The sequence below is a fragment of the uncultured Brevundimonas sp. genome (genome assembly GCF_963975535.1).
GTDB lineage: Bacteria > Pseudomonadota > Alphaproteobacteria > Caulobacterales > Caulobacteraceae > Brevundimonas.
The window spans coordinates 107,795-133,966 of the sequence record NZ_CAXBHE010000007.1 but is presented as its reverse complement, the minus strand read 5'-3'; the positions used below and the strand labels follow the sequence as shown (position 1 = coordinate 133,966).

The following is a 26,172-nucleotide window of genomic DNA, read 5'->3' as shown; positions in this document are numbered from 1 at the left end:
CGTTCGGCCGGTCTCAGGCCGCCGCGCCGTCGAGGACCGACTGCACCGGGTGGCGACGCAACACGGCTTCCAGAACCCGGGGCCGGTCGAACGGGATGAAGACCCTGGGCGTGAAGGCGATGATCTCGACGAAGCAGCCGAGCGCGACCAGGGCGTCGCGATCGGTTCGGCCGCCGACCACCTCGATCCGCCAGCGGTCCATCACCCGGGCCCGTTTCAGCCACAGGCCGCCGTCCAGGCAGATCTGGACGCTGCGGTCGAGCAGCTGGGCGACGGTCCTGTCGCCGTCCGTCCAGGCCTCGCCGATGTCGATCAGGCCCAGGCTCGCCTTGAGCGTCCGGGCCTGGGTCTCGTCCAGGACCCGCCCCAGCCAGCGTCGGCCGTCCGGCGCCCGAACCCGGCGCACCGAACAACCCCGCGCCGGCAACCGCCCCCAGACCGGCAACAACAGGCCGGTCGCGAGGGTGAGCTCGCGCCGCCGCCAGGGGTCCGTGCCCGCGACCTCCTCATCCCAGACCCGGCGCCAGTCATCGATCGCCGCCGGCTTCCAGGCGGATTCCTCGAAGGCCTTCTCCGCCAGGGTCTGGCGTCCATCCGGCCGGATCAGACGGACGGCCGCCACGAGCCGGTCCTCGTCCGTGGCGGTGGTCAGGCCGAGTTCGGCGATCGCCGCCCGACCGGATTTTGCGTTGACGACGAGCTGATGGGCGATGTCGGCGGCCCGGGCCAGGGCGTCGTCCACGAGCAGAATGTCGCGACGAACCCTCAGCGAAAAGGTCACCAAGGCGGTTTCCGCCCCCGTCGAGACATCGGTCCGGATGGTCTCCTGGTTCAGAACCTCCAGTTCCTCGGCCTCGATATCCTCAAGACCCCGGTCCAGCTCACCCGATGCGGCCGCGCGTTCGAGAATGCCCGAGAGGATGCGGTCGAAATCCTCGAACAGGGCGTTCTGGTCGGCGATCCGCAGCGCCAGCAGCCGGTTCAGGAAGGTGTGGATCGGCGGCAGGTCGTCGGAGGGTTTGAGGCCGCCGTCGGCGTCCAGAAGCTTGAGCCCCGTCCGGGTCATGAAGGTCTCGAGCGTCATCGAGCCGAGCTCACCGAAGGCCAGGGCACCGTAGAAGACCAGAAGGGCCCTGCGCGCCCACGGGCTCTCGAGATTGTCCTCGGCCCGGAACAGGCCCGCGCCGGCCGTGCGGCGCTCGCCGCGTGTCAGGGCGCCGAGCGTGTCCAGCCGGCGCGCTATGGTCGAGGTGAAGCGCTTCTCGCCCTGGATGTCGGTCGTGACGGGGCGGAACAGCGGAGCCGAGGCCTGGTGGGTGCGGTGGCTGCGGCCCAGACCCTGGATGGCGGCGTCGGCGCGCCAGCCCGGTTCGACCAGATAATGGACCCGGCGTTGCCGGTTCGCCGCCGACAGGTCGGAGTGATAGCTGCGCCCGGTGCCTCCGGCGTCGGAGAAGATCAGCACCCGTTTGCGACCGCTCATGAAGGCGTCGGTCTCGGCGCGCGCCGCCGAGCCTCCCCGCCGTTCCACAAGCCTGCGACCGTCGCGCACGACCACCCGCCGCGACCGGCCCGTGATCTCGGCGACGGCGTCGGTGCCGAAGGCTTCCAGCAAGGCGTCGAGCACGCCCGGCACGGCGGGCAGACAGGCCATACGCTCGATCAGGACCTGGCGACGGGCGAGGGCTTCCTGACTGACAGCGGGCCGGCTGCCGTCCATGACGGGGACCATGGTGACGTTGCCGTCCCCGTCCTCGATCGCCTCCATCAGATGGACCGGAAAGGCCTCACGCAGATAGTCGAGAACATATTCGCGCGGGGTGAGGTCGATGGAGAGGTTATTCCACTCATCCGGCGGAATGGACGACAGCCTGCGCTCCATCACCGCCTCATTGGTCGAGACGATCTGGACCACAGCGGAGCGATCCGAGGCGAGATCTTCCCGGATGGCGGCGACCAGGCTCGGCGCCTTGAGGCCGGCGAGCAGGTGACCGAAGAAGCGCAGCTTGGCACCTTCGAAGGCGGAGTGGGCGGCCGAGGCGACCTGGCCGCTTCTGGCCTTCCCCTCTTCGTCGTTGACGCCGACCGCCTTCAAGGCCTCGGCCAGATTGGCGTGGATCAGCTGGAAGGCGTCGGCCCAGGCGTCCCAGATGGCGATATCGTCCGGAGTCAGGGGATGGACGAGCGGCTCATATTCGACCCCCTCGAATGACAGGCTGCGCGCCACATAGAGCCCCAGCGCCTTGAGTTCGCGCGCCACCAGCTCCATCGCCGCGACCCCGCCGCGGTCCATGGCCTCCAGAAAATCCGCCCGCGACATGAAGGGCGCCTCCGGACCGCCCCACAGACCCAGGCGCGCGGCATAGGCGAGGTTCTCGGCCGTGGTGGCGCCGGTCGCCGAGACATAGAGAACCCGCGCGTCCGGCGCCCGGTTCTGCAGGGCGAGGCCGGCCATGCCCTGAAGCGAGGCCTTCTTCGCTCCCCGCGCGCCCTTGCCGCCGCCGGCGGCATTGGCCATGGCATGGGCCTCGTCGAAGGCGATGACGCCGTCGAAGTCCGCGCCCAGCCAGGCGATGACCTGGTCGAGGCGGGATTGGCGGTCACCGCGGGCCGGCTGGCGCAGCGTGGCGTAGGTCGCGAACAGGACGCCCGGGTCGAGCCGGATGGCGTCCCCCTGTTTCCAGCTCGACAGCGGCACGATGTCGTGGGCGCTCCCGCCGATCGCGGCCCAGTCGCGCCGCGCGTCCTCGAGCAAGGCGTCGTTTCGGGACAGCCAAAGCGCCCGGACACGTCCCTGGCACATATTGTCGGCGATGACCGCCGCGATCTGGCGACCCTTGCCGCATCCCGTGCCGTCGCCGAGAAAAAAGCCGCGGCGCAACCGGACAGCAGCTTCATGGTCCTCGGAGACCAGCACCATCTGGTGCGGCGCCTGATCCGGCCGCCACCATCCGGGCAGGTGCGCGGCGTGCGCCTCCCCGGCGTAGATCACCATCTCGGTCTGGGCGTCCGAGATCCGCCCCTCATCGCGAATGGCCGGCGGCAGGACCGGCCGATAGGTCGGCGCCGGCGGGGCCACCGACGCCATCGGTCCGGACTCGACCAGGGGCGAGGGATGCGGCCGGGACGCGGGCAGGACGATCCGCCCCAGGGCATGGGCCTGGTAGAGGCCGACATCGCGCCCCTCGCCGGTCCAGGCCTGCACATCATAGGCCAGGGGCGCCGCCCCCGCGAGGAAGGCCAGGCGGCCCGAGGGCAGGGCCAGGCCCCGCGCGCGCGGTGCCAGCAGGGCGGCGGTCGCCACGGGCAGGCGCGTCCGCGGTCTGGCGCCGACCCGTGGCGCAAGCGCTCCGATCCTCCGCGCCGCGTCCTGCAGATCGTCAGGGGTCTGAAGCGGCGCCGCGGCCTCGTCGCCCTCGGCCCGGTCGATCACCAGCAGGCCCGTCTCCACAGAGGTCCCGTGTTTTGCGAAGGCATGGGCTGGAAAGGCGATGCGTCCCACGACGCGTCCCGCCTCACCGAAGCGGCGGAGCAGGCCGGCGTCCTCCAGGGCGGTCAGGGGGACGATCGCGGCCAACCGGCCATGGTCGGCCAGGGACTTGAAGGCCGCTGACAGATGCTCGCCGAGATCCGAGAACGGCGGATTGCACACCACCACCTCGAACTTGCCGCTGTCGGCGCTCAGGTCATGGATATGGCGTCCGTCATGGCGGGTCCGGTCGGCGTCGGGGAACAGACCGTCAAGCAGATCGGCGCGCCCCGGCGCGATTTCGTTCAGGCTCAGACGTCCGCCGCAGGCCTCGACGACCGCGGCGAGCAGACCGGTGCCGGCCGACGGCTCCAGGACCCGGTCTCCGGGGCGGACCCGGGCGGCCAGGACCGCGAGCGCGGCCAGATGCGGCGGGGTGGAGAACTGGTCCAGGGCGACCTGTGCCTCGCTGCGTCGGGTCTGGGTCAGACCCAGCGCCGAGACGGCCGCCAGCAGGGCGGCGATCTCCGCCGGCGCATCTTCCAGACGCCCGACCTGGGCCGCCAGGCGCCGGATCTGCAGAACCGTCGCCGCCTCGATCGCGTCATAGGCGTCGCGCCAGGCCCAGGCCCCCTCGGCGTCGGACGCGCCGAAGGCGGTGGTCATGACGGCGGCGACCAGCCGGCGGTCGAGCGGACGCGATCGCGCCAGATGGGCCGCGAGCGCCCGGGCGGCGGCCAGGACATTGGCGGCGGCGTCGCCTCCGGCCGGATCGGCGAACAGGGACAGGGTGCGGGTCGAGGACATGGAACAAGCTCCGTCAGCCTGGAGCGGAGGGCTCCTCCCTCCCGGTCCTGCAGGCTCGTCCCCGCTCGCCCTTCCCTCGCCTTTCACGGACGGGACGGCTGGCACGACAACGCCGCCCCGGCGCGAACCGGGGCGGCGTCCTCGGGCGGATCGACGTCAGGCGGCGGCGGGGCCGAGCGCGGCCTCGCCCGCCGGGGTGACGGTGAAGGCCCCGACGCCGTCGTCGTCGAGGGTGGAGTCGTCATTGCCAACGTCCCCGTCGCTGGCTGCCCGATCCTCGTCCGGCAACGGGCCCGCCCAGGCGAGGCCGGCCGGCGCCCAGCTCCGCGACGCGGCCTGTTCGGCGACCCAGTCGACCAGTTCGGCCTTCTTCAGGGACCGCGCCCGCTCATCGACCGCGCCCATGTTCTCGAGCATCCCCAGCAGCAGCGCTTTGGAGTGGGCCTGCAGGAAGGGCGCGTCCGGCGTCCAGTGGAGGGTGATGTCCGCCGCGCACAGGGCAGCCAGCTCCGCCGCCTCCATCCGGGCGCTGCGCCGGATCAGGCTCGTGCGCGTCTCGCGCACGTCGAGACTGATCGCGGTCAGTTCGGCCAGCAGTCCCATCTTCTCGCCGTGCGGCAGGCCATCGGCCCAGGCGATGACCGTCTCACCCGACGCCTGCCAGGCCGCACGACGGTCATCGAGCCGCTGCCGCACCTCGCCATCCAGGGTCTCGATCACCCGCCCGTCCACCGGATCAAAGGCCGTGGCGACGATGGCCAGGGCCGAGTCGGATCGCGCCACATGGGTGCGCAGAACCAGGAGGGTGAACAGGCGCGCGATCAGGGCCGTCAACGCCGCGCCCGGATCGTCGGCCAGGGCCCGGATCAGTCCGCGCGTGGCCACATCGGTGCGCACCCCATGCAGGGCGTGGTTGACGCCGTCGGTGTCAGGCTCGGGCGCCGGCGCCTCCGGAGCGACATAGGCCGGCGGAGCCGACGCCCGGTCCGCCGGATCACTGTCGATCGATCCGGCGTCCTCGATCTCCGGCTCTTGCGGCGTGTAGCAGCGCACATCGACGCCCGTGCCGGCGGCCGGCCACAACACCATGGTCGTCACCACCCGCCCGCCGCAACCGGTCTGGTCCGCCTGCACCCGGGCGCGGATCATGGCGACGATCGCGGCGTCGACGGCCTTAGGATCACGGGCCTCGGCCAGGGCCTGCCGCACCGCGTCCGCCCGCGTGTTGAACGTCTCCCGTTCGGCGCGGTAGCGCGCCATGTCGTCGGCTGGAAGCTGGCCACCATAGACATAGCCCAGGGCCTCAAGGTCGTCCGGCAGGTCCGGCTCGGGTCCGGCCGTGACATGCACGGCGATCCCCTCGGCCTCGAACACGGCGGCGATGGCGCGCGCCCGTGCCATCCACAGGTCGGTCAGCAGGTCCGGATCGAGCAGGACGGGGGCAAGTTCCCCGAACAGATCCGCCTCGGTGCGCCCGCCCGCCTCGCCATAGCTGACCGCGTCGACGAGGGCGCAGCGTCGGTCCCGGCTGGTGACCCGCCCCTCGTCGAGCCGCTCGGTGATGCGCCAGTCCTGGAACCCGTGCCCGTCGAGCGCCGCCTCGGCGAGCTCGGCCTGTTCGGCGGTGTCTGGCAGCCGGGCCAGCAGCCTGGCCTGTTTGAGGGTCATCCGGCCGGCCTTCAGGGCCAGGAGCGCGACCGGCGGCAGCCCGGCCAGGGCAGCCAGGCGCTTGATGTCGATCTCGGCGTAGCCGAGGGCCCGGGATATCGTCGACACCGTCAGCCTGGATTTCAGCATCCGGCCGATGGCGGCGATGATGTCGGCGACATGGACCGGCACGGCGGTGTTGGTGAGCAGGACCGCCGCGGCCTGACGGGCCGGATCGGTTTCGACACAGACGGTGACGGGATAGTCCGCGTCGATCCCGCCGGCGTCCAGCAACAGACCCAGGGCGAGGCGGCGGCGACGCCCGTCCAACGCCATCCAGGGCTGCTCCTTCCTGCCGCGGCCGGGCCGGACGGTGAGACGCTGCAGCTGGCCGGCGGCCTTCAATGTGGCGGCCAGGGTCGGGATGTCGTCATCCGGCGGCTCGTTGAAGCGCAGATTCTCGCGAGCGATGCCGATGTCGCCGAGGCGGACGGTGCGCTCATCGCGCTCGACGGTCACGGCCGGGACGGGCTGGGTAACAAGGTCGGTCATGGGGGCTCTCCCGCCGGGCCACGGGGCCCATCCCCGCCGCTCCGGCGCCCGTCAGCGTCCTCGCTCCTCTCCTTTGGCCGCCTCCACCGCCACCTCGTTCCAGTCCCCGAACGGGGGGTCCGGCAGGCGGATGCGAACCTCAAGACCGACGGTCTTCAGGCGTCGCCGGAGGCGTACCGCGGCGCGTTCGCCCGCGGCTCCCCGGTCGGCGGCGATCAGCAGGCGGCGCACCGGCGGCGGTGGCGTCCAGGCTGAGAGATTGTTCGCCGCCATCAGGGCCCAGCCCGGAAGCTGGAAGCGATCCATGGCGGACAGGGTCGTCACCACCCCCTCCCCGACCAGCATCTCAGGGGCGCACGGAGCCAGACGGACAGCGGCGCCGGGCGGGACCCGGCCCACCGTCTTGCGAGTCAGGCGAAGCCCCGCAGCGCGATGTCCGTTCGGATCCAGATAGGTCAGCTCGACCCCGGTCAACCGATCCTCTCCGTCGCTGACCCGCGCGACAAGGGCCGGACGGCCTCGTCCGCGCGGCCGGTAGACCGAGATCGGCGCCCCGGGATGGAATCTGAGGTTCAGGGCGGAGCCGACACCCCGACGACGCAGATAGCGATCCGCCACGTCGCCGGAGCGGATGGAACGACAACCGGCCCAGAGCTCGGCGGCGACCCGGAAGCGGACATGCGGATCGGGTCTGGGGGCCGACAGACCCGGTCGCGTGCCGCCGATCAGTCGGCCGGCGTGATCGATCAGGCCCGCATCGCGCAGTTGATCGCGGACGATCCGCCAGTCGGCGCCGCCGAAGCCGTGAATGACGACCCGGTCATCGGTCAGCAGAAGCGAGACCGAACGATCCCCGGCGCTGTGGCCGGGCGCGGGGATATTGGCGCGCCGCCCCTCGCAATAGAGTTCGCCGCCCAGGGCGGCCACGATGGGGTGCAGGGTCATGACGGCCTCAGATCAGGCCGAGGGCCTTGAAACTGGCCGTCCCTTCCCGGCCGACGACGAGATGGTCGTGGACCTGAAGATTGAACACCCGGGCCGCCTCGACGATCTGGCGCGTCATCTGGATATCGGCCTGCGACGGCGTCGGATCGCCGGAGGGATGGTTATGCACCAGGATCAGGGCGGAGGCCGAAAGCTCAAGGGCGCGCCGGACCACCTCGCGGGGATAGACCGGGGCGTGGTCCACGGTGCCGTGAGCGACCAGTTCGTCCCGGAGCAGCTTGTTGCGCCGGTCCAGAAACAGGGTCCGGAACTGTTCGCGGGGCTCATGCGCAAGCGCCGCCCGGACATAGGCCACGAGCGCGGTCCAGGAGGTGATTACGGGGCGCCGGCAGGTTTCATCGCGGGCCAGGCGGATCGCCAGTTCACGCAGCAGCTTGAGATCGGACAGGGCGGCCGGGTCGAGTCCGGGCGCGCGCGCCAGTTCGCCGGGCTCGGCGGCGACGACAGCGCCCAGTCCCGCGAACCGCTCCAGCAGGGCTCCGGCGAGCCGATGTGTGTTCCTGCCGGGATCGCCGTCCGGACCCTGAACCGCCCGGCTCAACATCAAGCCCAGCAGGGCCTGATCATCCAGCGCCGCGTGCACCAGGGTCGGCGGCGCGAGCGCACGGCTGTGGGGGTCCGGGCCCCAGGCCCGGGTCGGGTTCGGTCTCATGGCGGTCTCTCCTTCTCCGCTCCACCACGGAGCACCCGCCATCCGGCCTTCCTTTCTCCCTTCGGCCGGGCTTGTCCTCTCGTCGGCGGCGCGCCACCCTGCGCCGATGAAAGGCCTTCTGATCTGCGCCGGGATTCTGCTCGTTCCCGCCGCCGCCCGAGCTGACCCTTGCGAAGACCGGCTGCCCGGGGCGCGCCGGCGAGACCTTCGCGGGCATCGTGCGCTACGTCGGCGACGGCGACAGCCTGTGCCTGGGAAACACCACCGACCCCGCCACCTGAATCGAGGTGCGGCTTTCGGACTTCGACGCCGCCGAACTGCACAGCCCCAACGGCCGAGCCGACCGCGACCGCCTGATCCGCGTGGTCGGCCGGCACGCATCGAATCCGCATGGCGCGGCGTGAAGTCGATGCCGCGTTGCGTCGGGGCGTTCCGGAGGCCGAAGCCTCCGCCGGTCAATGGGGGTAGATCGCCGTCACCTCTCCTGCTCCATCCCGAACCGTCAAATCAAACTGGATGCGGTCACCGACCGCGGCCTCCTGCAATGCAGCCGGCGAGGCCTTGAACTTCATGGTCATTGCGGGCCACCCGATTGAACGGATGGGTTCGTGGTTGATGGTGATCGTCGACACCGCCGGATCCACGGCCGTGATCACGCCCGCACCGTCTGCGGTCTTGGCCTCGGCGGCCGGGGAGGACGACGCGCCATCCACCGCAACACTCGCCCTCGGCGATCGGGGCTCGGCCATCGGCATCGCCGGGGTTTCGGGTTCCGCCCGCTGACCGCAGGCGGTCAAAACAGTGGTAAGACCGAACATCAGGATAATGCGGCGCTTCATCGTGTGTCTCGTCGAGGAACAGGGGTCGAACGGACTCTGCGGCGTCTCAGCAGCAGAAAACTCGCATAAATAATGAGCATCGAGAACAAAAGCGCCGTGAACATGCCGCCGACCACGGGGCAGGCGCCGTCAGCCCAAATTCAGATTGTCAGCAAGGCGAACTGGCTAGGACCGTGCCCATGGACCGCTCGAACAATCCCTCCGTTGCTTAGCCAGCGCGCCCAAACCGCTCGCGACCGATCCGGGCGTCCCCTCCACGCCGCAGCCGTGCTGATCGGCGCGGTCATCGGAAGGAACCTGCGCCTTCGCATGGCGTCGCTGTGGTGCGCTGTGGTGCGCTGTGGTGCGCTGGGCGCTGGTATTGAATATAACGGGGTCAAGCTGATCGGCGTCTGCTGGATCCCGCGCGCGCTGGCCCCTCGCTGGCCGATCGTCGACGAGTCGGCTTTCCGTCCGACATACGCGCCGCGACCAATCATAGCATGTACCCGATGTCCGAGGCCCCGGTCGGATAGGCGAGCATCGGCGATTTAAGGTCATCGGCGGTCAGCCCATGGCGGATCGCCAAGGCGAACAGGTTGAAAACCTCGTCCATGTTCGGCGCCATGAGATGAGCCCCCAAGACCCGCGAAAGATGGACGAAGTGCTCGTCGAGAGGGTCGCCCGCTGCGCCGACGGCTCCACTCCGGATTGCCCGATCCTGAAGGCTCCGTTCGATTCCGACGTAGGCACGGAAGCGAGGGTTTGAGGACCGCACCGACGCTTCAAGATCTACCCGGTCGCTATCGCTAACAAGTGATTGCCTTGGAGATTCTGGACTGCGGGCCAGGAATTTGGCGACCCACGAACCACAAGCATAGAGGGGGAAGGACCAACCATTGCAGTAGAGGCGTCAATCCTACCCCCAGAAACGGCACGACCGGCATGGTGCCGGCATACTGCCAGCGGTCGAGCGGACCTGTGGCCAAACGTTCGAGCACGATCGTTATGGCAATACCCGCCAATAAGAAGACTGTGATCGGCCACTGGCGCGGCTTGACGAACCACTGGCGCGAGCGCGCCGCGAACGCTGCCATCCAATAAGCGCCGACCATGATGAGGGCATCGCCGAGTGTGGCGAAAGCGCAGACCTTGGTAGCGGCCCAGTGGGGCGCTTCGGCCATGCCGACGTACAAGGTTATCTGCAGCAACTCCCATGGGAAGTTCAGCAAAAAGGCGAATACTGCAAAGTTTAGTTCCGGCAGATCGATCGCCTGGCGGAGAACGCTTGACCGATCGATTACACGATTTGTCGGGTCGGTTTTACGCATCGTCATCTGGCCCCGGATCTATTGAATCTTTACGCGCTTGTTGCAGAGTCCTTAACCTCGCCGAAGCTCCGACATCGTCCGTTCAGTGCCCGCACACCGGCTCGTGTCGCCTCCGGCCCCGGGCGCGTCAGTGTATAGCTCTCTTCGTTCGGCAAGCCACATCTGTATCAAAGCGCGGCGATGAGACGACCGCTCAGACGATAAGCCGATCCCAACTTCCGTAGTGCTCCTGGCTGCGACGCCCGCGCGGTAGGCTCAATCCGATCAGCGCCACACCAGCGGCCATGCCCGCGACATCGCCGATGACATTCGATCCCTGGAGCAGCCATGGCGCGGCGATCAACCAGAGTCCGAAAAGGACGTTCACGAACCGCAATGGTCGCGCAACCTCGGCCATCGCGATGATGGCGACCGTCACGACCAGGGCACCGACGAGATGATCGCTGTCGGCGATGGGCGGAACCGATCCGAGCGACGTCCGGGAAAACATCAGCCAGACCCCGAGGCCGGCGCAGACGACGAGGGTCCATGGCGCATTGACGCCGCGCAACGCCGAGGCGGCGGCGGCCGGGAAGCCGTCCGCGAACCCCGGGCGGCGATCTTTCGTGCTCCCGGGCAGGGCGTCGCCGCGGAAGAAGGCGCGCCAGAAGGGCCGTCCCCGACGGGTGTTCAGCACCATGAACTGTCCCATGGCCACCAGTTCGTCGAGCGAATAGGGGATCATGACCAGCATGGCGACGCCCGCCGCAATGCACAGGGTGCAATAGGTCTCGATGACGATCGGCTGGGCGATGATGAAATAGATGCTGACCACGCCGAGCGGCACCACCACGATGCCGAACAACAGCACCATCCAGGGCATGGTGCGCCAGCGCGCCCGGCCGCCCATGGCGCCCATCAGGATCTCGGTCATATAGGTGATGGTCCCGACCCCGCCGTCGGCCACCGGCCAGGCCTTGGACATGTCGGAGGTGATGATGTGCTCGGTTCCGTTGAGCGGTCCGGGAACATTGAAGAACGGCTCCCAGACCCCGTCGATGTGGCCCAGCTGGTAGGCGGTGAGGATCCGTGACAGCACGAGACCGATCAGGCCCAGGGCGATGATCGGCACGCGCTGGAGATAGGTCGAGGGACAGTAGCTCCAGCCCGGCGGGGTGTCGGTCTCGTCCATCATCCCTTCCATGCTCATCCCCGGCATCATCGGGATCAGGATGGTCAGGGCCACCACCAGGGCGCCGACCAGCATGTCGTTGCTGTAGACGGCCGCGCTCGGCGTCCAGAACAGGATGGCGGCGCCGAGCAGCCAGATACCGATCACCGCGTTGGCCCATTGGGCCCAGCCGCCCCTGGGCGACATGGAAAACCCGGCGAAGACCATGATCAGGACGCCGCAGATCACGTCGTTCCAGCCGCTCAGGGCGTTGCGAAGGGCGGGGGCCCACAGGTTCCGTTCCTCGGTGACCATCAGAATCGCGGTCGAGAATTCGGTCTGGGTGAAGACGCCGAATATCAAGGGAACCGTCGCCAGCCACAGGCCCAGCCCCATGGTCAGCCAATGCACCCACAGCATGTCGAAATGCATGCCACGCATGGAGCGGGCGTGATCGGCGAGCATCCGGCTGTGTTCGGCCGGCTTCATGGCGTGGGCCCGCGACGCCGCCGCCTCGACCTTGTCGTCGGCGACCCGGGCCGCATTAAGCCGGTTGGCCTGATACCAGGCGAAAGGGTCGGCCTTCAGCCCGGCGACAATGGTTGGCAGGCTCTTGCGAAGGCTGTGTTTCGCGGACCAGCCCAGATGGGTCCGCGCCGCAGTCAGATCGAGTTCGTAGTGGTCCCCGGAGATGTCGACCATCCAGGGCCGGATGAAACTGTCCTCGTCGAAGACGGCGGTTTCCGCCCAGGCTCCGGCCCTGGCGGCGGCCTTGGGAATGGAGAGGGTTTCCCATGCCTCGTCATGGATCAGCCGACCCAGATCGCGCTGGATTTCGTCATAGGTCATCACATCGGTCTCGCCGAGCAGGACCGGAAAGACCTCGGGAAGATCGGCGCGTCGATCGATCACCCGCTCGATGGCGGCCATCAGATCATCGAGGTGCAGGGAGGGCTGGCCGGTGGCCAGACTGCCCGGATAGACCCGCGCGCTGGCCCGCTTCTCGTAGATGCGGGCGATTTGCTGGGCCAGGAAGGCGGAGTGACCGCTGTCGTCATAGATGCCGGCCGGCCGCAGGAAGACGGCGGGAATCTTGCCGCGTTTTTCGCGGATCAGGGCCTCGGTGAGAACCTTTGATTCGCGATAGGGCAGACTCGCGTCGAGCGGCGCGGATTCGTCGATCGGCCGGCCCGGCTCCGTCGGCTGGTGCACCAGCATGGTGCTGGAGAAGACAAACTGCTCGACGGCGAAGGCCTGGAGGGCGTCCAGCAGGCGGCCGGTTCCACGCACCGTCACCGCCTCGTAGCGCGGGTCGGGCTCGCCACTGAGATCGAAGAAGGCCGCCAGATGGATGACCGAAGCAATCTTGCGCCCGTATCCCGTCCGGACCCGGTCGAACGCCGCCTCGACGCTGGCGTCATCCGCCAGGTCGATGCAGACGCATTCGGCGTCGGCGGGGGGATGGGGCGGCAGGTCGCGGTCGAAACCGATCACCCGGAACCGATTGGCCAGACGTTTGACCAGGGCCGAACCGATGAAACCGCTGGAGCCGGTGACGATGACGACCGGCCGGTCACTGGCCGGCGTCGCCATCAGCCGCGCCCTCGCAGATAGTTGATCAGGGCCGCGATCGCCAGCACCAGAAAGACGATCGCCAGAAGGCTGACCAGCCCCATGCCGCCCATCATCCAGCCCATTCCTTTCCATCCATCATCGCGCTTCTTCCTTGTTCAGGCCCGTCCTACGACGGGCGTTCCGCCCGGCCGGGGCACCCGACTACTGCGGGCGCAGGGCGGTGACCTCATTGACCCCGTCGTGCACCGAGACTTCGAAGGCGACCCGGTCTCCGACCTTTGCGTCCTCCAGCACAGCGGCCGGGGCCGAGAAGGTCATGGCCATGGCCGGCCAGCCCACACCCGGGATCGCGCCATGATCGATGGTGACGGTGCCGGCCGAGGCATCGACAGCCGTGATCGTGCCTGTGCCGGCACCGGTCTTGGCGGCCTGCCCTCCCGCCATCGGCATGCCGGACATATCCGGTGCCATCGGCATGCCGGACGCGTTCGACGCCATGGGCATTTCAGAAGCGGGGGCCGGGTCGGTGGCCGGCGCGGTCTCGGATTGACCGCAGGCGCTCAGGCCGAGGGCAGCGACCGCGGACAGGATAAGGGCATGGTTCATGGTGTTTCTCCTTGGGGTGACGTTTTCGAACGGGACCTGCGGCGTCTCAACAGCAGATAGCCTGCGGGGATAACGAGCATGGACAACAAAGGTGCCGTCAGCATGCCGCCGATGACGGGCGCGGCAATGCGGCTCATCACCTCCGAGCCGGCACCGTGGCCGATCAGGATAGGGAACAGGCCCGCCAGTATGACGGCCACCGTCATCGCCTTGGGACGCACCCGCAACAGGGCCCCCTCACGCACGGCCGTCTCAACCTGATCCGGCCCCGGGTTTGGCCCCTGGTCGTTGAGCGCCGTCTTCAGATAGATCAGCATCACCACCCCGAACTCGGCGGACAGTCCGGCCAGGGCGATGAATCCGACCCCGGTCGCGACCGACTGGTGATAGCCCATCAGATACAGCAGCCAGACTCCGCCGGTCAGGGCAAACGGCAGGGTGGCCATGATCAGGGCCGCCTCGTCGAAGCGTCCGAAGGTCAGATACAGCAGGACGAAGATAATCAGCAGGGTGGCCGGGACCACGATCTTCAGCCGCTCGGCGGCACGGGTCAAATATTCAAACTGCCCGGAATAGGCGATGGTCACGCCCGGACTCAGCTGAACCTGATCTGTGACCGCCGTTTGCAGATCGCCGACCACCGAGGCCAGATCCCGGCCCCGGACATCGATATAGACCCAGGTCGTGGGACGGCCGTTTTCCGATTTCAGCATCGGCGGGCCGTCCGCGACCTGAAGGGTCGCGACCGTGCCGAGGGTGATCTGCTGGCCCGAGGGCGTCAGGACCGGCAGGGCTCGAAGCTCCGCCAGGCTATCTCGGATTTCGCGGGGATAGCGGACGCTGATCGGATAGCGAGCCAGGCCTTCGACCGTCTGGCCGATGGTCTCACCGCCGACGGCCCCGGCGACGATGCTCTGGACGTCCGCGATGTTGAGGCCGTAGCGCCCGGCCGCCTGACGGTCGATGTCGACATTGATATAACGTCCGCCCGTCAGGCGTTCGGCCAAGGCCGAGCTGACGCCCGGGACGGTTTTCGCGATCTCGGCGACCTCGGCGGCGATCCGGTCGAGGGCCTGAAGATCGGCACCGGAGACCTTGACACCGATCGGGCTCTTGATGCCGGTGGCCAGCATGTCGATGCGGTTGCGGATCGGCGGCACCCAGACATTGGCCAGACCGGGGACCTGCACGGCTGCATCCAGTTCTTCGACCAATCTCTCTGGCGTCATACCGGGACGCCACTGATCGCGTGGTTTGAAGCGGATGGTCGTTTCGAACATCTCGAGCGGTGCCGGATCTGTGGCCGTGTCCGCTCGTCCGGCCTTGCCGAACACGGTGTCCACCTCGGGCACAGAACGGATCATGCGGTCCGTCTGCTGCAGCAGTTCGGACGCCTTGGCCGCTGACAGACCCGGCAGGGCCGACGGCATATAAAGCAGGTCGCCCTCGTCCATCGGCGGCATGAACTCACCGCCCAGCTGGCTGATCGGCCAGGCCGAGCTGGCGAACACCGCGAGCGCGATCAACAGGGTCGTGCGGGGACGATGCAGCACCCAGTCGAGCGGCCGACGATAGATATGGGTCAGCCAGCGATTGATCGGATTGCTCTGCTCGGCTGGAATCCGTCCGCGGATCAGATAGCCCATGAGCACCGGCACCAGGGTGATCGACAGGATCGCCGCCGCCGCCATGGCATAGCTCTTGGTGAAGGCCAGCGGCGCGAACAGCCGCCCCTCCTGGGCCTGAAGGGTGAAGACCGGAATGAACGACAGGGTGATGATCACCAGACTGAGGAACAGGGCCGGTCCCACCTCCGCCGCGGCCTCGGTGATCACCCGCCAGCGGGCCTCGCCGGCCAGAACCTCATCGGGATGTTCGTGATCCCATCGCTCGATGTGTTTGTGCGCGTTCTCGATCATGACCACGGCCGCATCGACCATGGCTCCGACGGCGATGGCGATGCCGCCCAGCGACATGATGTTGGCGTTGACGCCCTGCAGATGCATCAGGATGAAGGCCGCCAGCACCCCCAGGGGCAGGGTGATGATGGCAACCAGGGCCGAGCGCGCGTGCCAAAGGAACAGGCCGCAGACCAGCGCGACGACGATGAACTCCTCGATAAGCTTGGTGCTGAGATTCTCGATCGCGCGGTCGATCAGGTGTGAGCGGTCATAGACCGTCACAACCTCGACCCCCGCCGGCAGCCCGGCCTTGAGGGTTTCCAGCCGCTCGCGCACCGCCGTGATCACCGCCTGGGCATTCTCGCCCGAACGCAGGATCACCACCCCGCCGGCGACCTCGCCCTCGCCGTTCAACTCGGCGATGCCGCGCCGCATTTCGGGGCCGATCTGTATGGTGGCCACGTCGCCCAGCTGGATCGGCACGCCGCCGGCCGCCGTACGGATCGGTACGGCGCGGAAATCGTCGAGCGTGGTCAGATAGCCGTTGGCGCGAACAACATATTCCGTTTCGGCCAGCTCCAGGACCGACCCGCCGGCCTCGCCATTGCCCTGCTGGATCGCCGCGACGACCTGCTGGTGCGTTACGCCAAACGCGGCCAGTTTGGTGGGGTCGAGCACCACCTGATACTGGCGCACCATGCCACCGATACTGGCGACCTCGGCCACGCCGGGAACCGTCTTGAGCTCATAGCGCAGGAACCAGTCCTGCAGGCTGCGCAACTGCGACAGGTCATGCTGGCCCGTGCGGTCGACGAGCGCATATTCATAGACCCAGCCGACACCCGTGGCGTCCGGACCGAGCGCGGGTCGAGCGCTGTCGGGCAGGCGCGCCTGGACCTGGCTGAGGTATTCCAGCACCCGCGAGCGGGCCCAGTAGAGGTCGGTCCCGTCCTCGAACAGCACATAGACATAGCTGTCGCCGAAGAAGGAATAGCCCCGCACCGTGCGGGCTCCGGGCACCGACAGCATGGTGGTCGCCAGTGGGTAGGTGACCTGGTTTTCGACGATCTGCGGGGCCTGGCCGGGATAGGAGGTGCGGATAATCACCTGCACGTCGGACAGGTCCGGCAGGGCGTCCACCGGCGTGTTGCGCACGGCCCACAGACCGGCGGCGACCAGGGCGAAGGTGGCCATCAGGACGAGGAAGCGGGCCTTGACCGAGGCGCGGATGATGGCGGCGATCATTGGCCCGTCTCACGCCGGGTCACACTACGGATCGTGGCCTTGCCGCCGACCAAGTCGAAGGTGAAATCGACCTGGTTTCCCACGGAGATGCCTGCCAGTGGGACCGAGTCTGCCACCGTAAAGTTCATCGTCATGGCCGGCCATTGCAGCGCGGGTACGGGTCCGTGCGCCAGGGTGACCGACCGCCCTTCGATGACCTGGACCCGGCCGCTTGTCCGGTAGACCGGGGTCTGGGCTGCGGCCGGAGCAGGAGCTGGAGTTGGGGCTGCCGATGGAGCCCGGGCCTGTTCCAGGCTGCGCGCCTCGACGCCGGACAAACTGGCCTCGGAATCGAACAGGAACTGGCCTGAGGCCACGACCCGCTCGCCTTCGCGCAGGCCGGCGAGGACCTCGGTCTGACCTCCGGCCTCGCGCCCGACCCGGACTTCTGCGGGCTGATAACGCCCGCCCTCTCCGGCGAGCATGACCAGATTGCGCTGACCGGTGCGGATCACCGCTTCTGACGGCACCAGCAGGGCCGGTGTCGAGGATCCGCCGAAGGCGATCCGTCCGTACATGCCCGGACGCAGACGGCCGCCCGGATTGCGCAGTTCGATACGCGCGGTCAGCGTCCGGCTGTCGCTGGCCACCTCGGGCAGCAGGGCGATCAGTCGACCGCTCATGCGTTCCCCGGGGAAGGCCGCGAGGGTCACCTCAACCGAGCGGCCAACCCGTAGCTGGCCGCCGAGGGTCTCGGGCACGGCGGCGTTGAGCCACACGGTCGACAGGCCGTTGACCTCTGCCAGGGTCAGACCCGCCGGCACGGTCATGCCGGCGCGCACGCCGAGAGTTCGAATGACCCCGCCAATCGGACTGGTGATGGTCACCGTGGTGCGCGGGCGACCCGAGCGCTCGACCGCCGAGATCAGGGACTCCGGCATGCCGAGCAGAAGCAGCCGTTGGCGCGCCGCCTGGATCAGGGCGGCGTCATCGGTGCGCCGGACCGCGAGGTATTCGAGCTGGGCTCCGCCCCAGTCCGGAACCAGCAGGTCGGCCAGTGGAGCGCCGGCGGCGATGACGTCGCCGGGCGCGCGTCCATAGACCCGTTGGACAAAGCCGCTGGCGCGCGTTTGAACCACGGCGACGTCACGTTCATTGTAGTCCACCACCGCACTGGCGGTCAGATCACCCTCAAGGGTCCCCGACCGGACGGTGGCGAAACGAACGCCGAGGTTCTGGACCAGGGCGGGATCAATGCGAACGCCCGCCGCGCCTGGCTCCTCATCGGCGTATCGGGGCACCAGCTGCATGTCCATGAACGGCGACTTGCCCGGCTTGTCGAACCTCTGGCCCGGGGTCATGGGATCATACCAGTAGAGGACCTCACGCTCGCCCGCAGAGGTGGCGACGGGGTCCCCACCGCCCGGACCGAAGCGGGCCAGCGCCAGACCGGCCACACCGCCGATGATGATCAGACCGGCGGCCGCAGCCGCCAGCCTCAGGTTCTTGTGCTCAAACCGGATCATTGGTCGTTTCCATAAATCAGGGTGAATCGGACGGCGCGGCGCGCCACATCGGCTTCCTTGTCGAGAGCATCCAGTCGGCCATTGGCCAGGGCGGTGAAGGCGTCCAGCACCTCCATGATCCCGGCCCGACCCGCGCCGTAGCTTGCGGTTTCGAGATCGGCGCGCGTGCGCAGGTTGGGCAGGACCACGTCCCGCGCCCGGATCCAGCGGCTCCGGGCCACCTCATATTCGGCGAGGTCGCCCTTCAGGGTCGCCGCCCACTCACGTTCCACCGCCTCCCGCTCGGCGGAAACACGCCGGGCATCGGCGGCGCGGGCCGCGATCACCGGTGCCTGGCGACTGCCCTGGAACAGGGGCAGGCTGACACTGGCACCGACGGACACCAGGTCGCCGAACATCGGATCGCGGCGGGCGTAGCCGGCCTCGAACGACCAGTCGGGTCGGCGGGCAGCCCGGGCCAGATCGAGGTCGGCATCGGCCCGGTCCTGCACCGCGCCGTAGGCGCGCAGGGTCGGAAGCCGGTCGAGATCGACATCGAACACACCGGGTTCAAGGTCGATGGAAGGCGGTGATCCAGTGACGCCTGGCATCGGATCGCCGGTCCATCGTGACAGTTCCGCCCGCGCCCGGACGAGATCGACCCGCAGGCCGTCACGTCGATCATCCAGAGCGGCGCGCAGCTCAACCGGACCCAGGCTCTGCGCCGGTCGGCTCGCTCCCGAGGCGACGCCCGACGGGGCCGTCTCCCACAAAGGGTCGAGGGCGGTGAGCACATCGTCCATCTCCGCCAGTCGCCGTTCGGCATAGTACAGGTCGATCCAGGCCTGACCGGTCGCGACCTGGACATCCCATAGCGTGATGTCCTCCCGCGCCCGGGCCACGCCGATATCAGCCTCGGCAATGCGGCGTTCAGCCCGACGGCGCGCGCGACTGGGCACCTCCTGCTGCAGGCCGACCTGGACATTGGTCATCTCGATCCCGTCAAACCGCCCGGCCGCGGGACCCGATACCGGAAAGCCGTCCAGACCGAAGCTGAGCCGCGGATCCGGCAGGCGTCCTGCCGCCTCGACCGAGGCCTCCGCCGCCGCCACGCCCAGGGCACCGGCGCGCACGCCCGGGGCGTCTGAACGCGCCAGGGCCAGCGCCTGCGTATAGGTCAGGGGTTCAGCGCGCGCGGCGCTCGCGGCGACCAGCGCACAGCTGACCAGGGCCACACGGACCCAGATCGGCGCGACGCGGCGCGCCCGACCGTTTATTGAATTCAACACGACGAAGCTCCGGACACACCCACTCCACTGGAGCAGAGGTCAGCTGATCGAAAAGGTCCGCAGACGCCGGGACGCCGCACAGACCCGCGAATGCAGGATCAGGCTTCGGTTTTTGGAGGGGCGCGGGGCGGTGCCGTTACGATTCCGGTCAGACGCTCCGTCACTCCGCCATAGGAGGGAGAGAGACCTGAAGCCGGCTGGTCCAACGACGGCTCGTTCGAAAACACCGGCGAGACCACTGCGCAGCCCATCTTGGCGATGCAGTCCGCTGTCATATCACTGCATGGGGTCTGCTTCTGGGTCGGCGCGGCGTCTGTGGGTCCCACCGCCATCTCGGCGCAGTGCGCCATATCCTGTGTTAGGGACGCAACTGAAAATGGAGTCGCCCGCGCCTCCGTCTGGCCGAGGAAGCCGACGAACGCCAGGGAGATGATCACAATGCGCAGCAGGCTCCACATGGCGAGATAATCCCACTTCGCCGGCGGTTGCACAACCCGGTTGCCGCCCAAATTGACGGTCGTCAAGTCACCGGACCAGAACGGACAACCCCGGTGCGACGGGTTTCGGATCGGGAAGCCGACCCGTGAGCGACTACCCGCTTTCGGACCGGCGTAGGTGCACTGTGGCCTCGGCTCCATCCCGCCATCAGCGTCGACCCCGCAGAATCCTGGCCGGCGCGAACATCGGTTTCGAGTAGCTCGAGCTCGACCACCTCATGCTGGCACCGGACCCCGCGATCAGTCGGGCCTTGCTCGCCGTTTCACGGCGCGCCAGGACTTGATGTCCCGAGCGATCCGTATCCACAACAGGATGAATCCCGAGATGACGATGCTCAGCGTCAGGGCCGTGGTGATGATAATCAGCGGGTGATTGAAATCCTCGCCGTCGTCCCAGTCCATGACGTGCAGACGCCAGAAGAAGTCGAACAGACGCCAGATCCCCGAGCGACGCGACACCACCTCACCGGTGGACGGCGACACATAGAAGGCGGTCTTTTCGCCATCGGCAAAGTCGACCCGCCACAGCGGCCCGGTTTTGCCCGTCTCCTCCGGCGCGCTGGCCAGATAGGCCACCCCCGTCACCTCCGCTTCGCCGCGATAGGCCCGTTTGGCGAAGGCCGAGACCTCGTCCGCCGACATGGGCGCGAACGGTCGCCCGGTGATGGCCGAGACGATCACCGGCTCGCCGCTCGCCGGTTTCAGCGTCCAGGCCGGGCCGCGCGGCGTGCCGTGCAGGTCCACCTGCACCGGCACGACCCCGGCGCGACCGGCGATCTCGGCCAGTCCCGGCAGGCCGTCGAGGGCCAGAGGCTGCGGCTGCGCTTCCGCCACGCGATGTTCGCTGCGCACCGTCTCGATCGGTATCGCCACCATCACCAGGCCGCCGCCGACCCAGAACAGGACCTGCAGGCCGACCACCAGCGCGATCCATTTATGCAGTTGAGTCGAGAGTTTGAGGACTTTCAGGACAGCCTCCGTTCAGGCGTGACGCGCGAACACGCGCGTGCCGCCGCCCTTGAGGATCAGCAGGGCCTCATAGGTTTCCCGGCGGCCATCGGGCATCTCCATCCCCGGCGAGCCGAGGGGCATGGTCGGCACCGCGAGCCCGAGGGCGTCGGGGCGCTCCACAAGAAGTCTGCGCACATCCTCGGCAGGCACATGCCCCTCCAGCACATAGCCGCCGATCACGGCGGTATGACAAGCCGCCAGCGGGTCGGGGACGCTCCAGGCGCGGCGAACCGCGCCGGGATCGGCCACCTCGGTTGTCCGCACCTGGAACCCCGCATCCGTCATATGCTCGACCCACGCGCCGCAACAGCCGCAGGTGGGCGACTTGTAGACAGCGAGGTCGGACGACGGTCGCGCGGTTTGCGCGCAGGCCGCGGTCGCCGCCGCGCCGACACCGACGAGTAGAAGGGTGCGGCGGGAGAACGATGCTGTCATCGACTCATTCCTCCAGTGATCAAGAGCAGGGTGAGCCCGGTTGCATGCGCTCAGGCCGCCGGACGAATGGGTCGGGCCGACGAATGGTAGACATCGAAACGCCATTGGTCATCGCGCTTGCGCAATACGCTCGTGGCGACGCCGCGGCGCTCGATCGGTGCCCGCCCGGTGTCCTTGAAGGTGATACGATAGGTATAGGTTTCGCTGACGAAGGCGGTGTCGCCGTCCATCTCCACCGTCATCTGATGATTGCGAAATTCGAAGCCTGCCAGGTCGGCGAACTCCGGCCCGAGGTGGTGCTCCAGATAATAGGCGAAGGATCCCTCGACCCCGCCGTTCTCGAAAATCTCCGAGTCCGCCCAGAACAGGGCCGGAGTCTGTGACACATCCATCCGCGTGATGGCGTCCTTGTAGGCTGTCACGACCGAGCGGACCTGCTGCTCATCCGTGACCTGTGCCTGTGCGGAGGTGGCGAGGACGGCGGCAAACGCCAGTCCGGCGAAGATGGAACGTGCTTTCATGGGTATCTCCAAGGTGGCCGCCCGGACATGGGATCGGCGAAGGTTGCGGACGTGCCGACGGCGAACATGTCGGCCGCCGAAGAAGCAGGTGGGGACGGGGGTTCAGGACCTGCCGGATGGGGACAGGCTAGTATGCCCCCTCAGAACATCAGGTGTTTCACGCCATGCGTCAGTATGCCGCCCAGCAGGGCATTCACCAGAATGGCGGACGCGGTGACGGTCAACGCGCCGATATAGAGCAGTTCGCGCTTGGGGCCCGGCTTGCGGACCCAATGCTCCTTGGCCCACCAGCTCAACAGGCCCAGCGCCGCGATCGAGGTGCCAAGCCAGCGGTGATAGGTATGGGTCACGTCATCGGATCCGGGCAGGCCCATGGCGAACCAGCCGAGCACCACGGCGCCCACGGCCGAAATCGCGGCCAGGGCGATGATCACCCGGGTGCCCTGGGTGAGGACCGGTCGACGCAGGGTCAATGCGGCGATCTCGAGCACAGCGGCCACGAGGAACAGGGCGATAGGAAAATGCACGGCCGCGGGATGCATGGCTCCCAACCAACGGACGAGACGCTGGGACATCGTGCGGCGCGCGGCATCGGCCGACATGCCGCCGTGATCCATGCCCGCCGACATCGCCGGCATCCCCGCCATGTCCGATCCATGACCGTCCGCCATCGGCGTGGCGGCGACGGATGCTGCGGCTGGAGGATCGTGATCTTCATGGGCGAAGGCCGGCGCACTGACCGACACGGCGACCAGGACGGCGAACGCCGCCAACATTTTCCGCAATCCCATGACCCACTCCGGTTCCGCCTCTTCTGCTAACTACGCAGCACGGGGACAGCCCCCTCACCCGAGGGATTCGGCGAAGGCACGCGTAGCAGTTATCAGGGGCCGTGAAGGAGAGTTTCAATGCCGCGTAATCTGGATGACCTTCTGACAGGACTGGCCGCCGCGCCCGTCGATACATCGCTCGAGGGGCTTGAGCCCCTCGTCTGGAAACGGGTCGACATCCTGCGAGGGGAACGGCTTGTGTCACAACTGCGTCTGGGCGCCGTCGCCATGGCCCTGGCGACCGGTTTGACGGCTGGCGGCTTCGGCGCGATCGCCGCGCCGAGACCCCCTGGAGATCTGACGATCTTCACGGCCGATACCAGCCTGGCTCCCCTGGCGAGACTGGATGTGGGTCGATGATGCGCGGCTGGCGGGCCATTGTCGTCACGGCCTTGCTGGCCGCCCTGGCCGGCGGCGCCGGGACATGGATCAGCGCCAGTTGGGTCCTGAGCAACCGCGCGCCTCCCTCGCTTCACGACATCGTCCACGACGATCTGACGCTGTCGCCCGACCAACACAGCCGAATTGAAGCGATCGAGGCGAGATTCGCGGCGCGGCGGCCGGTGCTCGAAGCGAATGTCAGGGCGGCGAATCTGGAACTCGCCCGGGCAATTGAGCAGGGCGCCGGGGACGGCCCCCAGGTCCAGGCCGCCGTCGACCACATTCATGACGCGATGGGCGCGCTGCAGAAGGAGACGATCACACACGTCTTCGAGATGCGATCCGTGCTGACCGCCGCCCAGGCGAAGGTCTTCGACGAGCGTATCGTTTCGGCCCTCGCGCCCGACGAACGCTAGCCGTTCGGGTGGAGGCTCCGGACGATCTTTCAGCGCGCGCCGCCAGCGGTGAGCGCGCGGCGTTTAGCGAACTGATGCGGCAGACCAAGGCTGCCCTGTTTCGGGTCATCCGGCGCTATGTCGGGGACGAACAGGAGGCGTGGGATCTCCTGCAGGAGACCTATGCCGCGGCCTGGATCAGCATTCGCCGCTATGATCCCGCGCGCCCTTTCGAGGCCTGGCTTCGAACCATCGCCCTCAACAAATGCCGCGACTGGAGTCGCCGCCGGTTCGTTCGGCGGCTGATCCGTGGCGGCATCGATCTGTCGGCGCCCGAGGCCCTGGCCGTGCCGGACGGGAGCGACCCGGCGGATGAGCGGATGGAGGCCACCGACCGACTGCTCCGGCTGAACCAGGAAATGGACCGCCTGCCGCCTCACCTCAAGGCGCCGCTTCTGCTCACGGCGATCGAGGGACGCAGTCAGGCGGAGACGGCGGGGATTCTCGGGATCTCCGTAAAAACCGTGGAAACCCGCGTGGCCCGGGCGCGACGCAAGCTGTCCGACGCCTTGCGCGAGACGGTGGCCGGGCCGCCGTTTCCCGAGGGATCAGTCTGACGTGCACGGAACCGGATGCCGGTCATCAAGAGAGAAGCGGCGTCCGGGTGATCCCCACGGCGAGGCGAGGGCTCCGGCGCACGCGCGCGTATTCTTGATATGAGGGCGCCGCTCGTTCACGCGGGCGGTGCCGGGCGACCGGTCCTCGTTTTTCGGCGGTCGCCAAGTCGAGAGCCTGTTCTTCGTCCCCAATCCAGGAGCTGTTCACGTGAGAATTCTCGTCCTTTCCGCCCTTGCCGCCGTCGGCCTTGCCGCCTGTCAGCCCGCCGCCGAGCCAAAGCCGGTCGACGCCCAGACAGCGCCTGACGCCCCGGCGGCTGCACCCGTCGAGACCGCTCCGGCGGCCATGCCCGAGCCGGCACCGATGCCCCCGGTCGCAACGCCCGGGCCCACCCCGTCACCCAGGGTCTCGGCGCCCCGGCCAGCCCGCCCTGTCCCGACACCCGCGCCCACCCCCACGCCTCCCCCCGCCGATCCGATGGCCGGCCATGACATGTCCAAGATGGACGGCATGACCATGCCGCCCCAGCAATAGTTCGCGTAACCAGGAGTTTTCCCATGAACCGTTCATTCCTCGCCGCTCTGGCCGTTCTGACGTCCCTCGCCCCCATATCGTTCGCCCAGGCCCAGTCCCATTCCCACGCGGGCATGCCGATGCAGGATCACGCTGCCATGCCGGCCGCGTCCTCGGCCAACGGCGTCTCCACGACGCCGGCGGACAACGCCATGCTGGCCGCCGCACCGACGGCGTTCGCCGTGACGTTCCCGCACGCCATGACCCTGTCATCTCTCAAGCTGACAGGCTCCGGCGGTCAGGCCACGGACGTCACCGTGATCGCGGACGCGTCGCCGGCCACGACGGTCCGGGTGCCCCTGCCCGCCCTGGCGGCCGGATCCTATTCCGCCGCCTGGGCCGCAACCGGCGCCGACGGCCACCAGATGAATGGCGTCGTCCGCTTCATGGTTCATTGAGGTGCCGGCCTCTTCCTTCCCGAGGACCGGAGCCTGATTGAAGGAAGCGCCGCGCGGTTCACCGCGCGGCGCTTTTTCCGTCTGTCCGGTGTCGCATCGCGCTCCAGAAAAGTATCGGTTTGTGGTCGATCGACGGCCCGACCTGGCGGAAATCGCCGCGCCGATCAGATTTTCATCCGGCCTCGACCGCGCGGTCCCGGGAAATGGATGAGGAGGCTCTCGAGGGTTCGCACGACGATATCCGCCTCAACCTGATCCGCCTGGTCTCCGTTCGGCGCGTCGGGATCGTAAAGAGCCGTGCGGCAGCCCAACGTCCGGGCGGGCCGAATATCCCATTCCAGACTGTCGCCGACCATGCAGACGGCCGCCGGATCGACGGCCAGGGCCTCGAACACCTTGTTGAAGGCTGCCGGATCCGGCTTGCCGAGACCGACCTCGCCCTCGATCTGGATATGGTGGAAACGCGAGGTCAGATCGAACCGTTCGATCTTGGCGCGCTGCAGCGGGCCGGCGCCGTTGGTGAGCAGCCCCAGCCGGTAACCAGCCTCGCGCAGATGGTCCAGCACGGCGTCCGCGCCCGGCTCAAGCCGCATGTCGCGGTCGCGTTGAAGGCTGAAGGCATCGGCCATCAGCTCACCGATCTGGGGGGACGGGGGCCGTCGCCCGCCGTCCCCCAGTTCCCGGAACGCCTCGGTCACGATGATGCGTCGGGCCCCAAGGGGGTCGAGGCGGCCCAGGGCATGGCGGTCCGGATCGTCCCAGAACGCCGCTCCGGCCCTCGTCAGCGCATGCGCCGCCTCATCAGCTTCGAGGACGCCCAGCTCGGACCGGAACCGCCGGCAGACCCCCCGCCAGACCAGATCCGGACGGCGATAGGCCGAGATCAGGGTGTCGTCGAGATCCATCACGACGGCCCGAACGTCCTTGAGAATCTCCATCCCGGATGCCCCTCCGTGACATGCCGCGGGTCCTCCTGGCGGCG

23 protein-coding genes are annotated in these 26,172 nt (G+C 68.2%); 5 read left to right on the top strand and 18 right to left on the bottom strand.

The annotated features are described in order from the left end of the window. Positions 1-13: 13 nt before the first annotated feature. The 17 genes from AACZ75_RS11380 to AACZ75_RS11300 all read right to left on the bottom strand — a co-directional run bounded on the left by AACZ75_RS11380 (position 14) and on the right by AACZ75_RS11300 (position 22,786). Positions 14-4,276, bottom strand: coding sequence for a strawberry notch family protein (locus tag AACZ75_RS11380; RefSeq protein ID WP_339872973.1), 4,263 nt, complete (start codon positions 4,274-4,276; stop codon positions 14-16). Between the two features lie 156 nt (positions 4,277-4,432). Beyond that, positions 4,433-6,475 carry a chromosome partitioning protein ParB gene (locus AACZ75_RS11375; protein ID WP_339872972.1) on the bottom strand — a complete coding sequence of 681 codons (2,043 nt, stop codon included), beginning with the start codon at positions 6,473-6,475 and terminating at the stop codon, positions 4,433-4,435. Between the two features lie 51 nt (positions 6,476-6,526). Further along, entirely contained in the window at positions 6,527-7,420 is an 894-nt protein-coding gene (locus tag AACZ75_RS11370; RefSeq protein ID WP_339872971.1) for a toprim domain-containing protein, read from the bottom strand. 7 nt (positions 7,421-7,427) lie between these two features. Further along, entirely contained in the window at positions 7,428-8,132 is a 705-nt protein-coding gene (gene radC / locus AACZ75_RS11365; protein ID WP_339872970.1) for a DNA repair protein RadC, read from the bottom strand. 455 nt (positions 8,133-8,587) lie between these two features. Further along, entirely contained in the window at positions 8,588-8,971 is a 384-nt protein-coding gene (locus AACZ75_RS11360; protein WP_339872969.1) for a copper-binding protein, read from the bottom strand. A gap of 475 nt (positions 8,972-9,446) precedes the next feature. Beyond that, a complete protein-coding gene (locus AACZ75_RS11355; protein WP_339872968.1) occupies positions 9,447-9,728 on the bottom strand; it encodes a hypothetical protein in 282 nt (93 codons plus the stop codon). Positions 9,729-9,759: 31 nt separating this feature from the next. Further along, positions 9,760-10,287 carry a hypothetical protein gene (locus AACZ75_RS11350; RefSeq protein WP_339872967.1) on the bottom strand — a complete coding sequence of 176 codons (528 nt, stop codon included), beginning with the start codon at positions 10,285-10,287 and terminating at the stop codon, positions 9,760-9,762. A gap of 187 nt (positions 10,288-10,474) precedes the next feature. Continuing rightward, on the bottom strand, positions 10,475-13,024 hold the full coding sequence (locus tag AACZ75_RS11345; RefSeq protein ID WP_339872966.1) for an NAD-dependent epimerase/dehydratase family protein: 2,550 nt from the start codon (positions 13,022-13,024) through the stop codon (positions 10,475-10,477). Positions 13,025-13,207: 183 nt separating this feature from the next. Further along, the gene (locus tag AACZ75_RS11340) at positions 13,208-13,612 is read right to left on the bottom strand and encodes a copper-binding protein (RefSeq protein ID WP_339872965.1); all 405 of its coding nucleotides are present in this window, start codon (positions 13,610-13,612) and stop codon (positions 13,208-13,210) included. Beyond that, complete coding sequence (locus AACZ75_RS11335; protein WP_339872964.1) at positions 13,609-16,758, bottom strand: efflux RND transporter permease subunit; 3,150 nt, start codon at positions 16,756-16,758, stop codon at positions 13,609-13,611. The genes AACZ75_RS11340 and AACZ75_RS11335 overlap by 4 nt, the downstream gene beginning before the upstream one ends. Further along, complete coding sequence (locus tag AACZ75_RS11330; protein ID WP_339872963.1) at positions 16,755-18,263, bottom strand: efflux RND transporter periplasmic adaptor subunit; 1,509 nt, start codon at positions 18,261-18,263, stop codon at positions 16,755-16,757. The genes AACZ75_RS11335 and AACZ75_RS11330 overlap by 4 nt, the downstream gene beginning before the upstream one ends. After that, positions 18,260-19,531: a TolC family protein gene (locus AACZ75_RS11325; RefSeq protein ID WP_339872962.1), complete on the bottom strand. Its 1,272-nt coding sequence runs from the start codon at positions 19,529-19,531 to the stop codon at positions 18,260-18,262. Before AACZ75_RS11325 ends, AACZ75_RS11330 begins: the two co-directional genes overlap by 4 nt. 98 nt (positions 19,532-19,629) lie before the next feature. Next, positions 19,630-20,055: a hypothetical protein gene (locus AACZ75_RS11320; RefSeq protein ID WP_339872961.1), complete on the bottom strand. Its 426-nt coding sequence runs from the start codon at positions 20,053-20,055 to the stop codon at positions 19,630-19,632. A 213-nt stretch (positions 20,056-20,268) separates the two neighbouring features. Then, the gene (locus AACZ75_RS11315; RefSeq protein ID WP_339873032.1) at positions 20,269-20,970 is read right to left on the bottom strand and encodes a PepSY domain-containing protein; all 702 of its coding nucleotides are present in this window, start codon (positions 20,968-20,970) and stop codon (positions 20,269-20,271) included. 39 nt (positions 20,971-21,009) lie between these two features. Then, entirely contained in the window at positions 21,010-21,474 is a 465-nt protein-coding gene (locus AACZ75_RS11310) for a DUF411 domain-containing protein (RefSeq protein ID WP_339872960.1), read from the bottom strand. A gap of 50 nt (positions 21,475-21,524) precedes the next feature. After that, on the bottom strand, positions 21,525-21,995 hold the full coding sequence (locus AACZ75_RS11305) for a nuclear transport factor 2 family protein (protein ID WP_339872959.1): 471 nt from the start codon (positions 21,993-21,995) through the stop codon (positions 21,525-21,527). A gap of 140 nt (positions 21,996-22,135) precedes the next feature. Next, positions 22,136-22,786 carry a DUF2231 domain-containing protein gene (locus AACZ75_RS11300; protein ID WP_339872958.1) on the bottom strand — a complete coding sequence of 217 codons (651 nt, stop codon included), beginning with the start codon at positions 22,784-22,786 and terminating at the stop codon, positions 22,136-22,138. Between the two features lie 117 nt (positions 22,787-22,903). Between AACZ75_RS11300 and AACZ75_RS11295 the strand changes: the two genes are divergently transcribed. The 5 genes from AACZ75_RS11295 to AACZ75_RS11275 all read left to right on the top strand — a co-directional run bounded on the left by AACZ75_RS11295 (position 22,904) and on the right by AACZ75_RS11275 (position 25,190). Further along, positions 22,904-23,185 carry a hypothetical protein gene (locus AACZ75_RS11295; protein ID WP_339872957.1) on the top strand — a complete coding sequence of 94 codons (282 nt, stop codon included), beginning with the start codon at positions 22,904-22,906 and terminating at the stop codon, positions 23,183-23,185. Then, complete coding sequence (locus AACZ75_RS11290; RefSeq protein ID WP_339872956.1) at positions 23,182-23,622, top strand: periplasmic heavy metal sensor; 441 nt, start codon at positions 23,182-23,184, stop codon at positions 23,620-23,622. Before AACZ75_RS11295 ends, AACZ75_RS11290 begins: the two co-directional genes overlap by 4 nt. A gap of 8 nt (positions 23,623-23,630) precedes the next feature. Beyond that, complete coding sequence (locus tag AACZ75_RS11285) at positions 23,631-24,218, top strand: RNA polymerase sigma factor (RefSeq protein WP_339872955.1); 588 nt, start codon at positions 23,631-23,633, stop codon at positions 24,216-24,218. A 208-nt stretch (positions 24,219-24,426) separates the two neighbouring features. Next, positions 24,427-24,753, top strand: coding sequence for a hypothetical protein (locus tag AACZ75_RS11280; protein WP_339872954.1), 327 nt, complete (start codon positions 24,427-24,429; stop codon positions 24,751-24,753). Between the two features lie 23 nt (positions 24,754-24,776). Continuing rightward, positions 24,777-25,190 (top strand): copper resistance CopC family protein, encoded by a 414-nt coding sequence (locus AACZ75_RS11275; RefSeq protein ID WP_339872953.1) that lies wholly within the window; start codon positions 24,777-24,779, stop codon positions 25,188-25,190. Positions 25,191-25,354: 164 nt separating this feature from the next. Here the strand turns inward: AACZ75_RS11275 and AACZ75_RS11270 are convergent, their stop codons facing one another. Further along, a complete protein-coding gene (locus AACZ75_RS11270; RefSeq protein ID WP_339872952.1) occupies positions 25,355-26,128 on the bottom strand; it encodes an HAD family hydrolase in 774 nt (257 codons plus the stop codon). Positions 26,129-26,172: the final 44 nt, after the last annotated feature.

What these genes read in the sequence shown, in the direction of transcription:
- AACZ75_RS11380 (WP_339872973.1), bottom strand. Translation starts at nt 4,276, where the DNA reads ATGTCCTCGACCCGCACCCTGTCCCTGTTCGCCGATCCGGCCGGAGGC.
- AACZ75_RS11375 (WP_339872972.1), bottom strand. Translation starts at nt 6,475, where the DNA reads ATGACCGACCTTGTTACCCAGCCCGTCCCGGCCGTGACCGTCGAGCGC.
- AACZ75_RS11370 (WP_339872971.1), bottom strand. Translation starts at nt 7,420, where the DNA reads ATGACCCTGCACCCCATCGTGGCCGCCCTGGGCGGCGAACTCTATTGC.
- radC (WP_339872970.1), bottom strand. Translation starts at nt 8,132, where the DNA reads ATGAGACCGAACCCGACCCGGGCCTGGGGCCCGGACCCCCACAGCCGT.
- AACZ75_RS11360 (WP_339872969.1), bottom strand. Translation starts at nt 8,971, where the DNA reads ATGAAGCGCCGCATTATCCTGATGTTCGGTCTTACCACTGTTTTGACC.
- AACZ75_RS11350 (WP_339872967.1), bottom strand. Translation starts at nt 10,287, where the DNA reads ATGACGATGCGTAAAACCGACCCGACAAATCGTGTAATCGATCGGTCA.
- AACZ75_RS11345 (WP_339872966.1), bottom strand. Translation starts at nt 13,024, where the DNA reads ATGGCGACGCCGGCCAGTGACCGGCCGGTCGTCATCGTCACCGGCTCC.
- AACZ75_RS11340 (WP_339872965.1), bottom strand. Translation starts at nt 13,612, where the DNA reads ATGAACCATGCCCTTATCCTGTCCGCGGTCGCTGCCCTCGGCCTGAGC.
- AACZ75_RS11335 (WP_339872964.1), bottom strand. Translation starts at nt 16,758, where the DNA reads ATGATCGCCGCCATCATCCGCGCCTCGGTCAAGGCCCGCTTCCTCGTC.
- AACZ75_RS11330 (WP_339872963.1), bottom strand. Translation starts at nt 18,263, where the DNA reads ATGATCCGGTTTGAGCACAAGAACCTGAGGCTGGCGGCTGCGGCCGCC.
- AACZ75_RS11310 (WP_339872960.1), bottom strand. Translation starts at nt 21,474, where the DNA reads ATGACAGCATCGTTCTCCCGCCGCACCCTTCTACTCGTCGGTGTCGGC.
- AACZ75_RS11305 (WP_339872959.1), bottom strand. Translation starts at nt 21,995, where the DNA reads ATGAAAGCACGTTCCATCTTCGCCGGACTGGCGTTTGCCGCCGTCCTC.
- AACZ75_RS11300 (WP_339872958.1), bottom strand. Translation starts at nt 22,786, where the DNA reads ATGGGATTGCGGAAAATGTTGGCGGCGTTCGCCGTCCTGGTCGCCGTG.
- AACZ75_RS11295 (WP_339872957.1), top strand. Translation starts at nt 22,904, where the DNA reads ATGCCGCGTAATCTGGATGACCTTCTGACAGGACTGGCCGCCGCGCCC.
- AACZ75_RS11290 (WP_339872956.1), top strand. Translation starts at nt 23,182, where the DNA reads ATGATGCGCGGCTGGCGGGCCATTGTCGTCACGGCCTTGCTGGCCGCC.
- AACZ75_RS11275 (WP_339872953.1), top strand. Translation starts at nt 24,777, where the DNA reads ATGAACCGTTCATTCCTCGCCGCTCTGGCCGTTCTGACGTCCCTCGCC.
- AACZ75_RS11270 (WP_339872952.1), bottom strand. Translation starts at nt 26,128, where the DNA reads ATGGAGATTCTCAAGGACGTTCGGGCCGTCGTGATGGATCTCGACGAC.